We start from the raw sequence: 510 nt of genomic DNA on the forward strand, positions 1-510 counted from the left end.
ACTGGAAGTGGCAATGACACGATAAATAGTGGTACTGGCAATGATGATATCAATGGTGGTGCTGGCAACGACACTATCAATGGTGGCGATGGTAATGATAATATCAATGGTGGCACTGGCAACGACACAATTAATGGTGGAGATGGTGATGACACAATTAATGGTGGTACTGGCAATGACACAATTGACGGTGGTGCTGGTGTTGATACCTTAACCTTAGACTTATCCACTCAAACTGGCAATATCGTTATTAATAATGCCACTACTGGGATTAGTTTTACTGGCATTGTCACAGCCACTAACTTTGAGAACTTTACTATCACTACTGGAAGTGGCAACGATACATTCAATCAATTAGGTTTAGTTAATAACATTGTTGTTCGCAGCAATGAGTCTATCACTGCCGGGGCTGGTAACGACACATTTAACACTGGATTAGGGAGTGATAGCGCCAACGGAGGAGCAGGAGATGATCTACTCATTATTGACTACTCCATTGGTGACAGTGGA

Annotated in this window: 1 protein-coding gene; it reads left to right on the forward strand. The window is 42.5% G+C overall.

From position 1 onward, the window contains the following. A partial coding sequence (locus ACIR310F_RS0100455; protein WP_028082121.1) for a calcium-binding protein occupies positions 1 to 510 on the forward strand: 510 nt, incomplete at both ends.

The organism is Dolichospermum circinale AWQC310F (assembly GCF_000426925.1).
Taxonomy (GTDB): domain Bacteria; phylum Cyanobacteriota; class Cyanobacteriia; order Cyanobacteriales; family Nostocaceae; genus Dolichospermum; species Dolichospermum circinale.